Source organism: Pseudomonas sp. EA_65y_Pfl1_P113 (genome assembly GCF_963970525.1).
In the GTDB taxonomy this organism is placed as follows: Bacteria; Pseudomonadota; Gammaproteobacteria; order Pseudomonadales; family Pseudomonadaceae; genus Aquipseudomonas; species Aquipseudomonas tritici.
This window is the reverse complement of record NZ_CAXAQM010000417.1, coordinates 1-498: the sequence shown is the minus strand read 5'-3', so window position 1 is coordinate 498 and position 498 is coordinate 1. Positions and strand designations below refer to the sequence as shown.

Genomic DNA, 498 nt, shown 5'->3' with positions numbered 1-498 from the left:
ATGGTGACAGAGCAGACGATCTGGACGTTGCACTTGGCCGGCCCCGTTACCAGGGGCCTCGCCAAGGTTAAGCCCGAAGATCTTCGTGCGGCGTCCGAACTGTCGCCAACGGTGGAGTTTGCCAAACTTCTGGTCTGGTCGTTTTTGGCGGGCTTCTCCGAACGGCTCGTTCCGGACACCTTGGCGAGCCTTGAAAAGAAATCGGCCGACGCATTGCAGGCTCCCGGTGCGAAGCCGTAACCGAAGGCATCGAACGGCCTTCTCGACGCGACGTATCGCCTGCAGCCAAGACGGCTGATTTCTGCTCGCCATAATGATCTGCGAGATAATCAACGAACAGGCGCGTGCGCGCAGGCACGTTCGGGCCGCCGAAGAACGTCCTTGCGGCGATATTCTGCGACCCTACTTTCTACTGTGCGGTCGCCGAACGGAGCGCGCCGTTAGCGCTCGCGGGAAGGAGCAATATGGCGGATCACCCGGACCACATGGTCCACGCCT

1 protein-coding gene is annotated in these 498 nt (G+C 60.8%); it reads left to right on the top strand.

Annotated elements, in window-relative coordinates; all coding sequences use genetic code 11:
• Nucleotides 1–240: hypothetical protein (locus tag AACY52_RS30350; protein ID WP_339561387.1), on the top strand; the 240-nt coding region annotated here is incomplete at its 5' end.
• Between the last annotated feature and the right edge of the window lie 258 nt (nt 241–498).